This window comes from Mesobacillus sp. S13 (genome assembly GCF_020422885.1).
Lineage (GTDB): Bacteria > Bacillota > Bacilli > Bacillales > Cytobacillaceae > Mesobacillus > Mesobacillus selenatarsenatis_A.
On sequence record NZ_CP084622.1, the window covers coordinates 4,437,522 to 4,456,768 of the forward strand.

A 19,247-nucleotide genomic window follows, 5' to 3' on the forward strand; every position below is an offset into this window, starting at 1 on the left:
GCTTTACATTGAACTTCGAGTGTGATTTTCTTATTCCTTTAATCCAAATGGATATCTATACGATTTAAAGCACTTTATTTGAGACACCAAACAAAAACTCCATTTCTAGAAGAAGCCTAGAAATGGAGTTTGCTTTTTTTGGAGTATACGCTCTTTCAATGGTCTCGTACCGTCACATCGTCTCTTAAATATTTAATTTCTCACCAGACTATCACTTTTCTTTATCGCTTGTTTAAACCTCGAAACGACATGCTTAACGGAAAACCCACTTTCTTCTAAAAGCTTATCCGCTGGACCTGATGCGCCAAACTCATCAATGGTAATGGTTTCTCCATGAGCTCCGATATATTCTCTCCAACCAAGGGAAGATCCTAATTCGATTGCTACACGAGCTGATACATGGCTTGGTAGCACGCTTTCTTTGTATTCACTTGATTGTTTTTGGAATAAATCCCAGCTTGGCATGCTTATAACAGAAACGTGGATGCCTTCGTTTGCAAGTTCAGTTTGTGCTTCTAGGGCTAGAGCAACTTCAGAGCCTGTTGCCAGCAATAGACCTGCAACTTCACCTTTCGCTTCAGAAACGACATACGCTCCTTTTTTCACACCAACAAATACTTCTTCTTGATCCAACCAAAGTGTTGGCAAGTCTTGGCGGGTTAAAACCAGCGCAGTTGGATGGTCCTGGCTTTCAAGTGCTAAACGCCATGCAGCCACTGTTTCTTTCGCCTCTGCCGGTCTGATGACTGACAAACCAGGCATTGCGCGTAAAGATGCCAACTGTTCTACTGGTTGGTGTGTTGGGCCATCCTCCCCGACCGCAATGCTATCGTGTGTAAATACATAAGTGACAGGCAACTTCATCAATGCAGCAAGTCGAATCGCTGGGCGGAGGTAATCTGAGAATACAAAGAATGTAGCCCCAAATACTTTTACGCCCCCATGAAGGGCCATTCCGTTAAGTGCAGCACCCATAGCAAATTCTCGTACACCAAACCAGATATTTCGTGCGGCATACCCATCTAGACCAAAGTCCTTTTCAGCTGAAAGCATCGTTTTATTGGAGCTAGCGAGATCGGCTGAGCCTCCAATAAGTTGTGGAAAGACCTTTGCTGCCGCATTCAACGTTTGACCAGATGATGATCTTGTTGCAAGTTTTTCCCCAGGAACGAATTCAGGAAGAGCCTCTTGCCAATTGTTAGGCAGGTCCCCTTTTACAGCGGTTTCCAATTGGGAAGCAAGTACTGGGTAAGCTGCTTTATAAGCAATGAACTGTTCATCCCAGGCTAGTTCTTTTGCTTTCCCTTCTTCAAGCAAGCTACTAAAATGAAGCTTTACTTCTTCAGGAATATAAAATGGTTCTTCATATTCCCAACCGTAAACTTCTTTTGTTAACTTAATTTCCGTTTCCCCAAGGGGTGCGCCGTGACTAGCTGAAGAACCAGCTTTATTTGGGGACCCGTAACCGATGGTTGTTTTTAATTCAATTAGTGTCGGACGCTCTTGGTCCGCTTTTGCCTCTTGTAAGGCCTTTTGTATGGCAACAACATCGTTCCCATCTTCCACTCGAAGAACCTGCCAACCATGAGCCTTGAATCGACCTTGAACATTTTCAGAGAAAGATTGACTTAACTCTCCATCCAAGGAAATATCATTCGAATCATACAATACAATTAGTCTTCCTAATTTCAAGTGGCCAGCAAGAGAAGCTGCTTCTGCAGAAACGCCTTCCATTAAATCACCGTCTCCGCAAAGACTATAGGAATAATGGTCAATTATTTGAAAGTCCTCTCGATTATAAGTCTCAGCAAGATGTCGTTCGGCCATTGCCATTCCAACAGCCATCGCGATTCCTTGACCCAGCGGACCTGTGGTAGCCTCAACACCATCCGTGTGTCTGAATTCAGGGTGCCCTGGTGTTTTACTTCCAAACTGCCGGAAGCTTTTTAAATCTTCCATTGAAACATCATAACCAAATAAATGAAGCAAGCTATAAAGAAGAGCAGATCCATGACCGGCAGATAAAATAAACCTGTCACGGTTAAGCCAACCAGGATTAACAGGATTAAAGTTCATTTCTTTCGCCCATAATGTATAGGCCATAGGCGCTGCGCCCATTGGTAAGCCTGGATGTCCGGAGTTTGCCTTCTGAATCATATCCATGCTCAACGTACGTATCGTATTAATTGCTTGTAAACTTATTGGATCCATTCATAAAATCCCCTTTACTATATAGGCAATCTTAAAATTTGAGCGTTTCAACAAGTTGGATAATGATTCGGCAGAACAAATATCCCGCCAGCACCATCCAGACTTTCTTCTTATAAGACTAAGCAGAGCGTCAATAGAACAGCAACCACAGAGATTTTACTTTGACGAAAAGTTATTCTCATAATCAGTGATTTTTACTACACGTCTCTCATGACGACCGCCCTCATATTCTGTTTCTAGCCAAACCTTTACCACTTCTCTCGCAAGACCGTGACCAATGACCCTTTGTCCCATTGCCAGGACATTGCTGTTGTTATGCAAGCGAGTATATTTAGCACTGAAGGTATCGTGTGCAAGTGCACAACGAATCCCTCTCACTTTATTTGCCATAATGGACATGCCAATTCCAGTTCCACATATCAGGATACCTTTATCTACAGACTTGTTGGCCACTTGTTCACACACTTTTATAGCATAGTCAGGATAGTCGACTCTCTCTTCTGTATATGCACCCAAATCTTGATATTCAATACCCAGCTCTTCAAGTTCCTTCTTAATCTCTTCTTTCATTGGTAATGCAGTATGATCACATGCAATAGCAACCTTCATATTCAATGTCCTCCCAATAGTGGTTAATCGATTAACCATTAAACAGTAGTATAATCAATAGTCTACTGTGTCTTTTTCAAAAAGTTAAACACTGGTTGAGTTCCTGCTAACTAATGTTACTGGCAGCTTAATAACATCATTTGTATGGATATTAAGTTCGATTCGGTTGATCAAATTTTCAGCTGCTTTCTGGCCCATCGCTTCTTTATCCTGATGAATTGAAGAGACAGAAGAGTATTTAGCTAAATTGATATTATCGAAACCTATAATTTTTACCTCTTCAGGAATCTTAATTCCATTCTCTTCTAACGCCAGTTTCGCCCCGAAAGCTAACCAATCAGTGGTGGCAAAAACTCCATCAAAATCGAAGTTCCCATTTTTAATTAACTCTTGGACAGCCTTTTTGCCTTGTTCAATTCCAACCTCTACATTTAGAACTTGTTCTTCTTCGTTAAACGGAATTTTCTTCTCTTTTAACGCAGACTTAAAACCTTTTTGCCGCTCCAATGTAGGGTGACCTACACGGTAATCCCTTATTAGCAGGATCTTTTTGCATCCCTTTTCAATCAATTCACTTGCGGCAAGATAGCCACCCTGAAAATTATCAGAGGTAATGAAGGCTGCATTATGAGCCATCGGCTTTCTGTCAATACAAACGACTGGCAAATTGGTTTCAACATTGAATAGTTCATCACTACCTATAAGGTGAATTAAACCGTCAACACCCTTTAACTCTAGCTCTTTTATATACTGTAGCTCTTTTTCTCCATTTTCATCTGTATTACAGATAAATACAGAATATCCTTTAGGTCCACAATATTTTTCAATCGCTAATACAATTTGTGCAAAAAATTCATTTGTAATATCAGGTACAATTACGCCGATTGTCTTAGATCGTCTTGTTCTCAGACTCTTGGCGACAGCATTTGGCCGATAATCATATTCCTGAACAACATCAAGAATTTTCTTTCTTGTTTCTTCCGAATAACGCCCAGTATTGTTTAGCACTTTTGAGACAGTAGCCGTTGAAACCCCTGTTAATTCCGCTATTTCCTTTATTGTTAGCTTCTTCATTTAACATCTTCCAACTTTCTATTTGTCTACAAAAAAGTATAACACAACTATGCTTCCTTTTATGAATACTTAGATAACAGCAATTGAAGCTGTAAACCAGTTTGTCCTTATTAAACCTGTTACCTTGTGGAGATTGATTTTCCAATATAATTGTCATATAGATTCGCTGCTGCACCTAAGACGCCTGCAGCATTTGTATCTTCTGCATATTCAATCACAAGCCCATTGGCTGGATAAGGTTTTCTGCAATAGCGGATGATCTCATTTTCTAATTGGCTTTTCGGAAAATCCTTCATACCAACTACTCCTCCGCCAATCATTACTAAATGTGGGTCGAAGATGTTGATCTCTGTTGCAATTGGCACAGCAAGGGATTTAATAAATTTAACAATATGCTCACTATTAGCGTATTTTGTAAAAACATCCTCAAATGTTACATCTGAAAAATATTCTTGATGAAGAAGTACCAATGTCTTACCCGAAGCATAGGTTTCAATACATCCTGTATTGCCACATTGACAAACAGCTTCGTCTCCTAAAACCGGGATATGGCCAAGTTCACCAGCCGCTCCATTTTTCCCATCTAGAAACCTATTATTTATATAGATAGAGTTTCCAAATCCTGTCCCAATGTAAAATCCAAGGACAATTTCATCATCTAATACGTTTCGTTGTGATATTTCATAATGAAGCAAATGATTCACATCATTTTCTATGACAACTGGAACTCGAAAATAATCCTGGATAGGATCTGCGATATTTATATCATTAATGTTTAAGTTTGTTGTAGCTAGTACTCTTTTCTTGTCTTTGCTGACTACGGATGGAAATCCCATTCCAATTCCTAATACATCACTGTTTCCTAGGTTTGCCTGAATAAATCCATCTAGAAATTGAATTAAGGATTCAACTGGATGGAGGTTATCCAAAATATCAGCAATTTTCTTTTTTTCAAAGAAATGCAGCTCTTTGTCAGGAGTAACCGCTCCAACTCTTAAATGCGTTCCCCCAATATCAACACCAATGACGTATTTCATTTTGTTTGTTTCCATTTTGGCGCTTCCTCACTTCATTGTCTTTTAAGCAGCGGGCATCCTAGAGAGATTCGGTTAGCAAAGGATGTACCTAACCACTCTTTACAAACTAGCAATCTTCTTTACTTCGCTCTCGTAGGTTTCCATCATTAATTCCCATGCCTTAGATACATCTTCATCAAGATTGAACAACCCTGAAGTACCAACAATCAATACTTCTGCTCCTGCTTCAACAAGCGTTTTAAACGTTCTTTCATTACAAGATCCATCTATTGTAATAAGGTACTTATACTGGTTCTTCTCTTTCAACTCTTTAGCTTCCTTGATTTTATCTACCATCTCAGTAACAAACTTCTGACCCGCAAACCCAGGATCGACTGTCATGATAGTTAATTTATCAACATGATGAATATAGTGTCTGATTGTTTCGATTGGAGTAGCTGGATTTAAAACCACACCGAATTTTTTACCTCTGGATTTAATATGGTTAATCAGTCTGAAAGCATCACCATTAATAGTTTCAGCATGAAGACTGATATAATCTGCTCCTGCATCAATCGTCATATCGACAAAGTCAGCTGGATTTTCGACCATAAGGTGAGCATCAATCGGCAATGTAGAGATTTTCTTTAATTGTTCAATGAAAAATGGTGATAGAGTAATATTCTTTACGTAATGACCGTCCATTATATCGACATGGTAAAAATCAGCCTTTTGATTTAATGCCTCAACCTGCTCTTTGAATTTTGATAAGTCCATACACATTAAGGATGGTGAAAATTTTGACATCGTTTTATCCGCCTTTCAAATTTGTATTAATTTATTCTTTTTTACCTGCGATAAAGCTATCCAATGCTACTGCTCCGATAATTAAAGCTCCCATTACAATTTGCTGGTAATAAGTAGATACATTAAGGATATTTAGACCATTATTGATGACACCGATAATCAATGCCCCCATGATGACCCCTGTAATTTTTCCCTTACCACCGAAAAAGCTTGTTCCTCCAATGATTGCGGCCGCGATTGCAAATAACTCAAAGCCAGTTCCTGCTAGTGGTTCAGCCGCACCAAGACGGGCTGTCAAAACGACACCACCAATTCCTGCAGCCATGCCAGAAATCATAAATACGATGATTGTGTGAAGTCCCACGTTGATTCCTGAGAACCATGCAGCTTGTTTATTCCCACCCAATGCATAAATATTTCTTCCCATTTTGGTTTTGTTTGTAATAAAGATTAAGGTGCCAGCTAACCCAAGTGCGATAATAACTGGAATGGGAACGAACCAAAGCCAGCCAGCAACACCTAGGGTAAATTCCTGAGGCAGCCCATATACGGGGCGCGCATCTGAAATTATTAGTGTTAATCCTCTAAAGATGGAAAGAGTACCCAACGTAATGATAAAAGGATGCAATTTTGTCTTAACAATTAGGAACCCATTAACAAAACCTAATACTGCCCCTAAAATAACTCCACCTAAAATGACCGCTAAAATGACCGGTACACCCATAACGAGCAATTTCGCTGTAATCATTCCTGTCAAAGCCATAATTGATCCTACCGATAAATCAATACCAGCTATCAGAATAGGAAAGAATTCCCCTACACCTACAATGATATTAATGGAACTTTGCAGGATGACCTGTGTAAGGTTTGATGTATTAAAGAAGTAAGTTGGAGAAAGGATCCCCATTATTAAAACCAGTAGAACCAGGATTCCGAAAGTACCGTATTTTTGCCAGATAATCTTAACCTTTTCTCTCATATTCATACTCTCCTTAAGATGTTGCCTTTTCCATAATTCTCTCTTCTGTTGCTTCCTCGCTTGAGAGGATTCCGTTTAGCCGGCCATCATTAAAGACCGCAATACGATCACAAATACTCAGTAGTTCTGGAAGTTCGGATGAAACAACCAATACACCTTTACCACTATCTGCGAGTTGGCGCATGATCTTATAGATTTCACTCTTGGCACCTACATCAATTCCTCTAGTCGGTTCATCAAAAATGAACAAATCAGAGCCTGCTGCAAGCCATCTTCCGATAATGACCTTTTGCTGGTTTCCCCCCGATAATTCGGTGATGTTTTGGTGAACTGAAGAACACCGGATAGACATGGCCTCTTTTTGTTTTTCAGCCCATTCTAACTCCTTCTTCGTGTTTACAAGCCCGTACAGTCCACCAAATTTGGAATCACTAGCCAGAGAAGAAATGGAGATGTTTTTCCAGATTTCAAAGTTAGGAAAGAATCCTGTCTCTCTTCTATTCTCAGTAATATAGGCAATATTGTTTTTAACGGCATCATACGGATTCTTCAGTTTTAGTTTTTTACCATTCAGGTTGATTTCTCCCGAGCTAATTGGTTCAGATGCAACGATTGAATTCATAAGCTCTGTTCTACCTGATCCAATCAGTCCTGCAAACCCTAATATTTCACCCTTGTATAGCTCAAAGTTAATATCTTTTACCTTCCCATCTTTTCTCGTTAGATTCTTCACTTCAAAAATAACTTCATTGGTTCCTTGGTGTTCGTGGCTGCCAGTATATTTTGATTGCAGCTCGCGCCCAACCATCAACGTAATGAGCTCATTGGTTTCGGTTGTTGCAAGCTCTCGTGTTGTTACATATGCGCCATCTTTTAAAATCGTAATCCGGTCACCTATGATTTTAATTTCTTTCAGTTTATGAGAGATGTAGACAATTCCAACGCCTTCACTCTTTAGTTGTCGGATCACTTTAAACAGCTTTTCAATTTCTCCATCTGTTAAGGATGAAGTCGGCTCATCCATGATCAGAACCTTCGCCTCAGATGCAAGTGCTTTTGCAATCTCAACCTGCTGTTTTTCCGAAATAGATAGCTCACCAACAAGTTCAGATGGCTTACGTTTTAGTCCCACACGCTCTAGGAGATCGACTGTCACTTTTTGCATATAGTCTTTATCAACTACCTCAATACCGAAAACCTTCTTTGTAGGCCATTTGCCTACAAAGATGTTTTCAGCGATAGATAAGTCATTGATAACACTAAGCTCCTGATAAATGATACTGATCCCATTTTCTGCAGCTTCCTTTGGAGATAAGTTGGAAAATTGACGATCTCCGATTTGAATACTTCCTTCTGTCGGTTCGTACACTCCACAAAGAATTTTCATTAGTGTAGATTTACCTGCTCCGTTTTCACCCAATAAAACATGCACTTCTCCAGGCACAAGAGAGAAATCTACATCTTTCAATGCTGTTACACCAGCGAATCTCTTCGTTATTTTCTCCATCTTTACCAGGGCGTTCATATCACACACTTCCTACTCTTTTCTATTATTCGCTAACAATATATGAAGGGACTGTAACGATTTCCGGTTCTACACCTTCCGTAATAACCTTATTTTCTTTTACAGCCTCCACAAGTAACCTTAAACTTTCACGGCCGATTTCAGCTGAATCCTGCGCGACTGTTGCAGTTAAACCGCCATTTTTCACAGATTCAATTGCTTCTGGCTGCCCATCTGTACCAACAACAATGATTTGATCTTGTTTACCAGCATTTTGAACAGCTTGAAGTGCACCAAGAGCCATCGTATCATTTGCAGCGTAAATCGCTTTCAAATCGGGGTATCTTTGAATCATGTTTGACACTACATCAAGGGCTTTATTGCGATCCCAATCAGCTGGCTGACTAGCAACTAGTTCAATACCCTCAGCTGCTTCAAAAGCATTTGCTGCACCCTGTCGTCTTGCTTCCCCAGAAGCATTTCCAGATTTACCTTCAACAATCGCCACTTTTCCTTCTTTAATTGCGTCTACGATGAATTGGCCAGCCTGCTCTCCAACCTTCACATTATCCGTGGTTACAAATGCATTGACATTACCGCCTGCATTTTTCAATTCATCCATGTCCACTTTTTCATCGATATTAACTGTAGGAATTCCATCCTTGTATGCGTTTACGGCTGGCTGAATAAGGTTTACTGGAGATAATGGAGCAAAACCGATACCGTCATAATCTTTGATCAATAAGTCTTCAAAAATTCTAAGTTGCCCTTGAAGGTCATCTTCGGACTGAGCAGCAAGGATTTCAACCTCTACACCAAGCTTTTCTGCTTCTTCTTTAATTCCTTCTTCCATAGCAACCCAAAATGGACTTGATAGCGTTTTCAATATCATGGCAACTTTAACTTTCTCATCTCCAGATCCTTCAGCCTTTTTATCGGTTGCTTCTTTTCCTCCTGTCGGGCCAGCATTACATCCAGCAAGTAATAAAGCAAAAACCATAAATACAATAGGGAAAATCTTAAATTTTTTCATCGAGATTGCTCCTTTAGGGTTTTTTAGAAAATAAATTATAAAACAGTACCATTAATCTAAAATCTTCTTAAACTACTAAGTACACGTTTTTGGTTAAACGATTAACCATTGCGTAAGATGTAAGATCAAAGCATGTGATTTTTATCCACTTGATTAATAAAATAACAATTAACCTCTTTTTTCTATTGCTTAAAAAGTAAATCCCCCCTTGAAAAATTAATTGTGAAAAATCGATTAACCAAAAATGATATCGACTAACGACTTTCCAAAGTTTAAAAGATTTAAATACACTTGGGAAAACGATTAACCAAATGTAATCCCTTACATTTTTTATAATATTTTAATATCTATCCTTTGTCAATTAAAGAATTATATAAAATTATTAAATTCACGAAAAGTTCTAAAACATTAGGTTTATACATACTACTCTTAAACTTTTTCTTTAACCCTTTTCAACGACTGGGACAAGACTGCCTAAGTTTTAACAGATCTGATATTCTATCAGATCTCAGTTTGTAGACAAAAGGGGTTCGGAATGCTCTCATTCCGAACCCCTTTTTGGATTTCATCGAATTTTTCAAAGGAAATAGACTCTCTTTTCTATACTTTTAGGCCATTACTGGACTTCTCCATGTCCAGTTGGCCATCTTCTTCAAGTTCAATGCAGCGAAAGTAAGCATCGCCTGCATCGACAATTTTTTAAGTCCCCTTAGGGTTGTCCAACGCATGCCATGCTTTTCTTTTGCATCTGCGAATACGCGCTCAATGGTTTCTTTGCGCTTCGCATAGATTTGTTTTACTTCTGATTGGTGCCTTAAATGGTCTGCCTCTTCCAAATACTCATGCCAGATGTGGCGCGTTACCACCTTTTGGTGGTCTTTGCTTTCTGTACATTGCGCTAAAAATGGGCAGGTGGCGCAGATATGTTTGGGAGATTTGTACTCACGATATCCCTCTTTTGTAGTGGTGGAATACCTTAGGATCTCACCGGCAGGACACAAGTAACAGTCATAAAATTCGTCATATACATAGTCATATTTACGGAAGAATCCGTCCTTCGTTCGTGGTCGGGTATAAGGCAAAGCCGGAGTTATTTCATTTTCAAACAGAAACTTCGTAATGGCTGGAGTTTTATAGGCTGCGTCGGCCGCAACGGCTTTGGGCTTTCCAACTTTCTCTATTACTTGTTCTACCAGTGGTTCAAGGATCAGGCTGTCATGGGTGTTACCAGGTGTCACAATTGTTCCTAGGACAAATCCATTTCGGTCTGATGCCGCATGAAAGGAGTAGGCAAACTGCTTTGTCCGTTCATCCTTGACGTAGTATCCACTCTCCGGATCGGTCGTGCTTTCCTTTATTTCCTTCGATTCTTCCTTGTCGAATTTATCAGGAGGAAAAGGCTTCTTCCCATGTTCTTCCCGATCTTGATTGATTTCTTCCTGGAGTTTCTCTTGATACGCCCGTGTTTCCTTCCGCACTACTTTCTTCTCGAATTTATGCTTATTCGCACTTGCTTTAACGTGGGTTGAATCAATGAAGACGTGTTCTGCACTAATAAGTTTCTTATCAGCTGCGGTCTTAAGAATTCGATAGAAAATCTGTTCAAACAAATCAGTGTCTTTAAAACGGCGTTCGTAATTCTTCCCGAAGGTGGAGAAGTGGGGCACTTTATCATGGAATCCATAACCCAAAAACCAGCGGTAAGCCATGTTCGTTTCTACTTCGGCAATGGTCTGGCGCATGGAACGAATGCCAAAGGTATATTGAATAAAAGTGAGTTTAATTAAAATCACAGGGTCAATGCTTGGGCGCCCTACTTCCGAATACACATCTTTCACCAAGTCATAAATGAAAGAAAAATCTATGGCTGCTTCCATTTTACGGACTAAATGTTCCATAGGAACCAGTTGGTCTAAAGCAACCATTTCTAATTGATCTCGTTGGATTGGATTGTTCTTTGAAAGCATCTTCATCACCTCAAGCGTTATATGTATCTATTTTAAAATAGACTTATGTTTAGTTCCACGTTAAGTTTGTAAGTCCTGTTGATTGGAGTGGAAGGCGCGTAGACTCCTGCGGGCTCAGCTGGACAGGTGAGACCCCGCAGACGCCAACGGCGGTGAGGAGGCTCACCGCCAGCCCCGCGGAAAGCGAAGCGCCTGGAACGGAAATCAACAGCCCCCATTTCAGCACCAACCAAAAAAAAGACTGTAGACAAGCTCGATTTCCATCGAGTTTGTCTACAGTCTGAGATCTGATATTCTATCAGATCTAGTATAATAGTGTGGGTGTGGACACCAGTAAACTTCTGGCATCCACTAACCATAACGGAGGTATTTATCGCCTCCCGCATAGTTTCAACTCCCGAATGGGACAAGAGAACCATCCCCTCGTCCAGCCCCACTCCCATCATTTACTATCCTGCAGCAACCCCATTTCCCTCGAAGACTCAAAATTAAAATTGCCTTTTGGGTTGGCTTTGGTTGGGAGCATTTCTACGAAAGGGAACAGTTCTTTTTTGGCCACTTCATAGATCCTCCCTAGTTCCTTTACTGGGTCGGGATGTTCATCGACGCGCAGGTCTACCAATGGATATTCCTCGGTACTGACTACTTTTACCGCGGCGGATTGTCTGCCACGCTTGTCGCCACCGGCATCCTGTCCAGCCTGAAGGGCAATGATCAGCCTTTCTGCAAGCGGCTTCCCCTTGCTGTTCTCGAATGCTCTCGCGGTTTCGAGAATTGTGTCTTCCCCGACAAGCATATTTCCTGCCACACCGTAGTTTTTGCCTACAACCTGTCCGTTCCAACCATCACATTTATCACCAGTAAAGGCAACCGCCTTCCCAGTATTGTCGACAATGACGAATTGTCGGATTGCCGGTTCAGGATCTTCCTCGAGGATTCTCCCTTTTACTTCCTCGGCAGATAATCCTTCCTTCAAATATTTCAGCCCGTTAATACCGATATAAGGGTTAACAAAGGATTGGGTAGCAATCCCACCAACACCAGCTTCTACGAACGGGCACAGAGTCCCGACAGCCGGTACCCTCGTTGTCACAGCAACACCAAATTGTCCGGTTTCCTCACATCTTGCTGTAATTGAAAAAGTCATTTTAAAGTCCTCCCCTTTCTAAAATCTATTAAAATTTGATTCAACCACTCATAACATCTTCGATAAACGTTTTTAAAGCATGTACCCCATAAACGCAGTCATTCAGTGAGGTACATTCAAGCGGATTGTGGCTGATGCCGTTCTTGCTCCTGACAAATAACATCGCCGCTGGATACTTTTCTCCTACAATCATCGCGTCATGGCCAGCTCCACTTGGAATAAAAACAGGCTTTATTCCGTTTTTCTCGACTGCTGTAACCAACTTGTCCTGAAGGTGTTGGGCAATCGGCATCGGCTTGATTCTTGTATTGGAGCTTGTCCTGACCTCGACGCCCCTCTCAGCTGCTATTCTTTCTGCATTTTCCTTAATCAGCTCCACCAGCTGGTCTCGGGTGTCTTCATGGATATCACGGATATCGGCAATCATTTGCACTTTCTGAGGGATTACATTAATTCCATTTGGAGAAACATTGACTCTTCCCACAGTTGCGACCGCTGTTCCGGAAACCTTCCCTGGAAGCCCTTCAATTTCCTGAAGGAGCATTCCCGCAGCCACTAGCGGATCTTTACGTCCAACCATTGGCGTATTTCCCGCGTGGCCGGCTTCCCCAGTAAAAGTGACTTCCAGCCAGGCGGGTCCTGCAATGCCACTGACGACCCCGACAGGTTCATCCTCTCTTTCAAGGACCTTTCCCTGTTCAATATGAACTTCGACAAACAGCTCAATTTCCCTGCCATGGTTCCTTGCATCAATATACTTGTCAAAACTGCTTCCGTATTCAGTGATTACTTCATCAAACGTCATTCCGTTTTCGTCATATAGTCCCTTTAATTCCTTCGGGCTAATCTGGCCCATGAAAGCTCGGCTTCCTGTCAGTCCGCTTTTAAAGCGTGATCCTTCCTCATCGGAAAAAATTACGACCTCATACGGTTTATCAGGTACATAGCCCTGATTATTCCAAGACTGTACTACCTCCAGTGCTGAAATAACACCAAGCGGGCCGTCAAAATGACCGCCGTTCGGCACGCTGTCGAGATGCGATCCGGAAACAACGGAAGGTCCGCCACTTTTGCCTGGCAGCTTCCCGAACACATTTCCAGCACCATCAACCGTGACAGAAAGGCCTGCGTCCTCCATCCATTTTATAACCAATTCCTTCGCCTGTTTTTCAAATAAAGAATAACCTGGGCGGGTCACCCCGCCGCTTTCCTGCAAACCAATTCTTGAAAGTTCACTAAGCCTGCTCGCAATCCGATCCCCACTTACGCCCGAGTGGCTTAGCTCCTGATTATAACCATCCATCAGTCTTCCATAAAAAGTTTCTATTGCTGTTGTCTCCTGCATGCTTTCACCCCGTTGCATTTAAAAATTCTCACCAAATTTTCTTCCTCTTCAGTTCATAAAGGAAATAACCAAAGATATAAAACATCAGTCCGCCTGATCCGACAATACTTACCCAAATCAGTATATTGAATGCTTCTGGTGAAATGATCATTTGCGTGTCACCTCCGGTATGGTTCCGACCCGATATAGTTGTTCCCAATCATAATTTGCAGGTTTCACCATGCTGCCAACCCAGCAGACGAGGAAGGAAATCCATCCGCTTACAACTACACCCTGTAGCGAACCGATTGTATAGTAAGCAATATATCCACCAATGACGGCAAGGATAGCTGCCCAGAAACTAACATCGGCATTCAGCTTTTTCCAGAACAGGCCATAAATGATTGGGAAGACAAATGCCGCGTTGATAACACCAAGGAAAATGAGCATCTGCAGCATAGTCAGGAATTTCGGCAAGCTGATGAGAAGTGCCAGAATTCCAATGACCACCGTCAGGCCCTTTGCCATTTTAAGCAGTTTGTTATTATCCGCATTTGGATTGATTGATTTATACACATCATTTAAAATCAGCGAAACCAATGAGTTAAGAATCGCCGCGATAGTAGAAGCAAGGGCAGACCATACTCCGACAAGGAAGACCCAGCTAACAAATTCGCCGCCATAAATCTCGGCAATATATGGTGCTACCTGGTTTACCTGTTCTGGCGCCTGACCGGTACCGATTGCTACGAAAGCAAGGGTAGCTGTGGCAAGCGGAACGAAGAACCAGCCAATCCCGGCAAGTGAGAAGATGCTCATCAATTTTTCTTTCCGGACCGCATATGCCCTTTGCCAGAATGTGTTATCCATGAAAACCTCGCCAATGCCCATCATCGCTCCGGCAAACATGAATAGGATTCCAGACGGCAGCAGCAAATCAAGTTTTTCCGGTGCCAACTTTTGTATTCCTTCATACACAGGCGCTACACCAGTTGTAAAGTACACAATCGGCGGAACGACAATAACTACAACGAATATGAGCATAACCTGGAAGAAAGCAATTCCTGTGACAGACGAGAAGCCGCCCATCGAAGCATAGATAATGACGATTAGGAAAGTCAGCACTACAGCAAGCTCATAAGGAATATGGAAAGTCTGCTCGAGCAGGAGGCCGCCCCCAATTCCCTGGGTCATCAGCAATCCGAAAATATAGATGAATACCATTAGTAAAAAGAAATAATAGTTCTTTTTATCAAACCGGTTCTTGTAAAAGTCGCCGATTGTCTTTCCATTTGGAATGATAGCGTGAATCCTTTTGCCCAGTGGTGAGAATGCGACTACAGCCACACCGCCCAAAAAGGAATAAGCAATTGCTCCGATAGCCCCCATGCCATATGCTGCTTCAGGAGCTGCCATGATGGTGTTGCCTGTTACCCAGAAGGCAAGGAGAGAAGTAGTTCCAAATGCGACACCGAGCTTCCCATTCCCTGAAATATAATCATCAGCGGTGGAGACCTTCCTTGAAATGTACCAGCTAGTTACGATGAAGGCTGCCCCAAGTGCTAGAATAACAAGTATATTAACCCAAAGAGCGCTCATCCTGTCCTACCTCCTCCTTTTTACTCGTGTATTCCATTTCCCCATAAAGACCAACCATTGGTCCAAAAGTGGAAACGATTACAATTAAAAACAACAAAATGCTTGCTGTAATCCAGAATGCCATCATTATGTCCCCTTTCCGTAATTTACTGATAATTATATAAAATTCTGAAATTTTATTATATGTCTGATTCAGACAAAGTAAATAAGCCGACTTTGTCTCATACAGACAAAGTCGGCTTATTAAGGTATTTATTAATTTTTAACGCCAGATAAAGTTCCAGTCCTAATTCTCCAGTCAAATCGTAAATTTCGAGAATTTTTTTGATTCTATTGATCCGGTACTTCACTGTATTTTCATGAAGAAACATCATTTCGGCCGTTTTCTTGGTACTCTGGCTATTGGCAAGATAGCATTCCAATGTTGCTGCAAGTTCAGTGTTATGCTGGTAATCATATTCAAGTATTTTATAGAGGTCCATTCTCAAGAAGCCTTCAAGTTCTTTTTGATCCATTCCTAGAAATAGCCGGTACATCCCAAGCTCCTTATATGTCAAAATAAATGCGCTGGAATGATCTGTCTGCTTCATGTAATCAACACACACCAAAGAGTCCTGTAAGGAATAATGGATGTCGGAAAAAGTACTAAAAATCCTGCCCACACCAGCGTGTAGCGGGAATCGTTCTGCCAGGCTGGACACGAAATCACGAATCTTTTTATGAAAGTCAGCCTCAACTACCGTCTCCCTTAGGGAAAATAAAATAGAAAAGCGAAAGCCGTCTTCATAAACCAGGGTTACCTCCGGAACAAGGGTCAGATTCCTGTGAAGTTGCCGGGAAAAGCTTTGTTTTAACCCAATCCCGCCATTATGGTCGTAACTATCAGCTAGTTCCACTGTCAAAAAAGCATAAACATCATTCTTTCGATATAAGCCAGTTTTTTTAAGGATAGCCATGCCTTTATCGGGATTTTTTAAAATGTCATTCATTATTGAACGCTGATAACTGAACTGATTAGAAATATTCTGATTCAACGACTGAATTTCGAGTGCAAAAACAGTCGTTGCCTGCTCAATTGCAAAGATATCAAGGGAATCAAGCACTTCATGCTCTTCAGCAGCTACAATCAGCACTCCTGCCAGTTCTTTATCAATCATGATCGAAAAGAAGTAAACCTGATACTCTTCACCATCAATGTAGACCTTCATATTAAGCGGCAGCTCACCATTCCATGAGCCTTCCTCTTTAATAAAATCATTGATTTTCTCAATTTTCTTATCTGTATTTGCTAGCAAATCGAAAAATTCATTAAACACGCCTACCGTTTTGTTGATTAATTCCGAAAGTGTCTTCGTAATTACAGCTAAATCCTGATTTGACATATATACTTTTGTTAATTCCCGGTGAATACGGTTCGAACGCTCATTCCTGGAAATCAGCGTCGCATTTTCAATAGCAATCACGGCCTGGGCAGCGAAGGTCTGAAGAAGCATAAGGTTTTCCTGATTAAACTGGACGTTTTCTGAAAAGCTATCAATCGTCAGCACGCCGATGCACTTTCCTTCCGTAATCAACGGGGCACAGATTGTGCTTGTCGGTATCTGGTGGTCTTTCCCGAGCGATTTTTGGTAGAAATCCATATTCGTAGGTGAGAGATCGGACATCCCCTTATATGTATCAGTGCCAGAAGTGAACAACAACGGCTCCTTCAATACAAGCGTCTTGCCACTCATTCCTTCATTAGGCTGAAGCGCCACTTTCCCCATATATTCCATATTAAAACCGACAGCAGACTTAGCCTTCAGGTATTCTTTTTGAGAATCCAAAAGGAACAGAACACTCGCGTCTGCCCAATCGAAGACACTCAGTACCTCTTCTATAATCAATTGGAGAACCTCATCAAGGTCCCGAGTAGAAGTCAAAGCCTTAGTAGCATTTATCAAACTCATAAGCTGCTTCTCAGTATTCATTTGGTTCCCCGCCCCTTTTCGATGGTATCTAAAACCATCATATAAGGAAATCAACCTCACGTCATCTGTGTCATACAAATCCTTGTTCTTTTGGGTTCTTAAAATCCCTACTTTAAAACGCTTGAGGTAAGACCTTCATATTAAAATTTGTACCTCTTCAGCCTCACACCCATCATTCGACTTTCGAGTGGGACAAGAGAAGCGTGCCCATATCTCGAATCGAATAAATTGATTGAACTTAATCAGTGGAAAGCAATGTCCTCATGATTACATGAATATTTAGGATTTATACTAGGAAAAGGAAAAAAGCGACCTTTAGCTTCACTTAAATTTGATTGATGTACCTAAAAATGAATGAAGGGACATGAGAACCGTCCCCATGTCCGTCCTCTTCATTTATTTAGAATTACGAATGGGGCGCGAGAACCGTCCCTACGTCCCACTTAAAACTCTATCGCCCGATAATCATGCGGATCAATTTTTTTAAGCATCGTTAATTCTTCTTTCGTAGGGTCTGCCGTGTACTTGATTTCGTCATAAAGCAGTTCAAATCCGGTGTTGTCTTTTACCTCTTGAAGTGAAGCGGTTGGGTGGATGGTGTCAAGGTGGAGCTTGCCGTTCTTGAATTCGAATACGCAGAGCGGGGTGACGATTTTCCATAGGTTTCCCCTTGTAGTAACGAAGTCCACTTGTTCGACGAAGGTCCGGACGTCGTGCTTCGTCCGCCAAATGATCGCTTTCTTCGCTGTAGGTATTAACACGGCACTTCCTGCTCCACCAGGCAGGCGAAGCTTCGGACGATGGTAGTCACCAATTACCGATGCATTTACATTTCCATTGATGTCAAACTGGATTCCTCCAAGGAATGCGACATCCAGCCTCCCCCTCATGGACAGGTCAAACACTTCTTCAAGCGGGAAATAGGCTTCTCCGCTATCAAGCAAATCAGCACCAGCAGAAGAGTAAGATGCATGTCGGATAGAGCCGGGATTGACCCCGCCCGGGATGTTCAGGTGAACCAAGTCTGGAGCATGCATTTGCTTAGCAAGGCTCATTGCGACCATTGGCAGGTGCGATGAGACACCATGGAACACCGTTTCCCCGTCCTTCAGCATATTGGAGATGGCACATGTCATGATATCAACCGGCCGATGAGTTTGTGTCATAGTCTGTTCGCCATCCTTTCCCCTTGATGATCTTTTGCTAGATAACTAGATAGATAATCATGGATTTCCTCTTTTGTCTTCATGCCAATAAAAGAAACCAGTGATTTCTCATCAATGTCATACTTTTTATAACAAGAAGTCGGACTCGCACCTTTTGGCGCATGGACGACGGAGCTGACCAAGAATGAAGGTATATCGACGTACTCTGCATTGAGCTTCATTTTACTGTCAGGCACAATTTGTTCAGTGGTGATAACGACTTTCTTGGCTGCCCTGCTGATCAGCACATCTTCGAACTTTGGACCATAAATGCGTGCATTCCCATGCGCATCGCATTCCTGGACATGGATGACAGCAACGTCAGGAACGATTGTTTTCACGAGCGTGACGGGATTTCCGCTGAACGGATCCTCCACGACCATGAAATAATCATTTTTCTCCAAAAGTTCACCAGCAACCAGTCCTTTTACCGGCATGAAAGGTACATTCATCTGGGCTCCGCGGAGGGCACAGATGACCGTATAACACGCATGCTCATTGCCTTTAACGATGCCTTCCTGAACCGCCTTCCGGTAATGTGATGCAAGACCGAACTTGGTCTCATAACTGACAAAACCAGCATCCACTGTCGCCACACTGCCCATCGCACATAAAAGGTCAATATCATGGGCTCCTGCTGTCTTAACAATTTTGAGCTCCTTTTTTCCCTGTCTGGCGATTTCACGGACAAATGCCATTGGGGCGCGGTGGAGGACATTCCCCCCAAACGCTACCGTATCCCCATTATTCACATAAGCTGCTGCTTCTGCTAAACTCATTACTTTTTTCACAAAAATTCACC

17 protein-coding genes are annotated in these 19,247 nt (G+C 41.8%); all 17 read right to left on the reverse strand.

Features of this window, described 5'->3' with window-relative positions; translation table 11 throughout:
• Positions 1 to 192 precede the first annotated feature (192 nt).
• Complete coding sequence (tkt, locus tag LGO15_RS22440; protein WP_226086096.1) at positions 193 to 2,211, reverse strand: transketolase; 2,019 nt, start codon at positions 2,209 to 2,211, stop codon at positions 193 to 195.
• A 156-nt stretch (positions 2,212 to 2,367) separates the two neighbouring features.
• Positions 2,368 to 2,820 carry a ribose 5-phosphate isomerase B gene (rpiB, locus tag LGO15_RS22445; protein ID WP_226086097.1) on the reverse strand — a complete coding sequence of 151 codons (453 nt, stop codon included), beginning with the start codon at positions 2,818 to 2,820 and terminating at the stop codon, positions 2,368 to 2,370.
• Between the two features lie 84 nt (positions 2,821 to 2,904).
• Positions 2,905 to 3,894, reverse strand: a complete 990-nt coding sequence (locus LGO15_RS22450) for a LacI family DNA-binding transcriptional regulator (RefSeq protein ID WP_226086098.1) — start codon at positions 3,892 to 3,894, stop codon at positions 2,905 to 2,907.
• Between the two features lie 119 nt (positions 3,895 to 4,013).
• Entirely contained in the window at positions 4,014 to 4,946 is a 933-nt protein-coding gene (gene alsK, locus LGO15_RS22455; RefSeq protein ID WP_226086099.1) for an allose kinase, read from the reverse strand.
• An 84-nt stretch (positions 4,947 to 5,030) separates the two neighbouring features.
• On the reverse strand, positions 5,031 to 5,717 hold the full coding sequence (gene alsE, locus LGO15_RS22460; protein ID WP_167831239.1) for a D-allulose 6-phosphate 3-epimerase: 687 nt from the start codon (positions 5,715 to 5,717) through the stop codon (positions 5,031 to 5,033).
• Positions 5,718 to 5,748: 31 nt separating this feature from the next.
• Entirely contained in the window at positions 5,749 to 6,696 is a 948-nt protein-coding gene (alsC, locus tag LGO15_RS22465; RefSeq protein WP_167831238.1) for a D-allose ABC transporter permease, read from the reverse strand.
• 13 nt (positions 6,697 to 6,709) lie between these two features.
• Positions 6,710 to 8,221, reverse strand: a complete 1,512-nt coding sequence (locus tag LGO15_RS22470) for a sugar ABC transporter ATP-binding protein (RefSeq protein ID WP_167831237.1) — start codon at positions 8,219 to 8,221, stop codon at positions 6,710 to 6,712.
• A gap of 25 nt (positions 8,222 to 8,246) precedes the next feature.
• Positions 8,247 to 9,233, reverse strand: coding sequence for a D-allose transporter substrate-binding protein (alsB, locus tag LGO15_RS22475; protein WP_167831236.1), 987 nt, complete (start codon positions 9,231 to 9,233; stop codon positions 8,247 to 8,249).
• 608 nt (positions 9,234 to 9,841) lie between these two features.
• Entirely contained in the window at positions 9,842 to 11,200 is a 1,359-nt protein-coding gene (locus LGO15_RS22480; RefSeq protein ID WP_226085104.1) for an IS1182 family transposase, read from the reverse strand.
• Positions 11,201 to 11,642: 442 nt separating this feature from the next.
• A complete protein-coding gene (locus LGO15_RS22485; RefSeq protein ID WP_226086101.1) occupies positions 11,643 to 12,347 on the reverse strand; it encodes a DUF1028 domain-containing protein in 705 nt (234 codons plus the stop codon).
• A 40-nt stretch (positions 12,348 to 12,387) separates the two neighbouring features.
• Positions 12,388 to 13,692: a Zn-dependent hydrolase gene (locus tag LGO15_RS22490; protein WP_226086102.1), complete on the reverse strand. Its 1,305-nt coding sequence runs from the start codon at positions 13,690 to 13,692 to the stop codon at positions 12,388 to 12,390.
• Positions 13,693 to 13,720: 28 nt separating this feature from the next.
• On the reverse strand, positions 13,721 to 13,843 hold the full coding sequence (locus tag LGO15_RS24270; protein ID WP_264163815.1) for a hypothetical protein: 123 nt from the start codon (positions 13,841 to 13,843) through the stop codon (positions 13,721 to 13,723).
• Positions 13,840 to 15,270, reverse strand: a complete 1,431-nt coding sequence (locus tag LGO15_RS22495; protein WP_226086103.1) for a sodium:solute symporter family transporter — start codon at positions 15,268 to 15,270, stop codon at positions 13,840 to 13,842. Before LGO15_RS22495 ends, LGO15_RS24270 begins: the two co-directional genes overlap by 4 nt.
• The gene (locus LGO15_RS22500; RefSeq protein WP_167831234.1) at positions 15,251 to 15,397 is read right to left on the reverse strand and encodes a hypothetical protein; all 147 of its coding nucleotides are present in this window, start codon (positions 15,395 to 15,397) and stop codon (positions 15,251 to 15,253) included. The genes LGO15_RS22495 and LGO15_RS22500 overlap by 20 nt, the downstream gene beginning before the upstream one ends.
• A 94-nt stretch (positions 15,398 to 15,491) precedes the next feature.
• The gene (locus tag LGO15_RS22505; RefSeq protein WP_226086104.1) at positions 15,492 to 17,240 is read right to left on the reverse strand and encodes a GAF domain-containing protein; all 1,749 of its coding nucleotides are present in this window, start codon (positions 17,238 to 17,240) and stop codon (positions 15,492 to 15,494) included.
• A gap of 443 nt (positions 17,241 to 17,683) precedes the next feature.
• Positions 17,684 to 18,406: a CoA-transferase subunit beta gene (locus LGO15_RS22510; RefSeq protein WP_226086105.1), complete on the reverse strand. Its 723-nt coding sequence runs from the start codon at positions 18,404 to 18,406 to the stop codon at positions 17,684 to 17,686.
• Positions 18,403 to 19,236 carry a CoA transferase subunit A gene (locus tag LGO15_RS22515; RefSeq protein WP_226086106.1) on the reverse strand — a complete coding sequence of 278 codons (834 nt, stop codon included), beginning with the start codon at positions 19,234 to 19,236 and terminating at the stop codon, positions 18,403 to 18,405. Before LGO15_RS22515 ends, LGO15_RS22510 begins: the two co-directional genes overlap by 4 nt.
• Positions 19,237 to 19,247: the final 11 nt, after the last annotated feature.